Annotated in this window: 1 pseudogene; it reads left to right on the forward strand. The window is 65.9% G+C overall.

The window, feature by feature from the left end:
- A pseudogene (locus FVD38_RS27040) lies at window positions 1–229 on the forward strand (IS1595 family transposase); the annotation flags it as partial.

The raw sequence follows: 229 nt of genomic DNA on the forward strand, positions 1-229 counted from the left end.
GCACTTGCTGCCGAAACTCGATCCCCAGGCGCTGTTGGCCACTGATGCCAACGCCGCCTATCCCGCCTTCGCCCTTGCCCATGGCATTGCGCACCAGGCCGTCAACCTCAGTGCCGGCGAACGCGTCCGCAACGGCGCCGAGGGCGCCATCCACGTTCAAAATGTGAACGCCTATCACCGGCGCCTCAAGGAATGGCTGGCGCGCTTCCATGGCGTGGCGTCACGCTGG

The organism is Massilia arenae, from assembly GCF_008014745.1.
Classification (GTDB): Bacteria; Pseudomonadota; Gammaproteobacteria; order Burkholderiales; family Burkholderiaceae_D; genus Telluria; species Telluria arenae.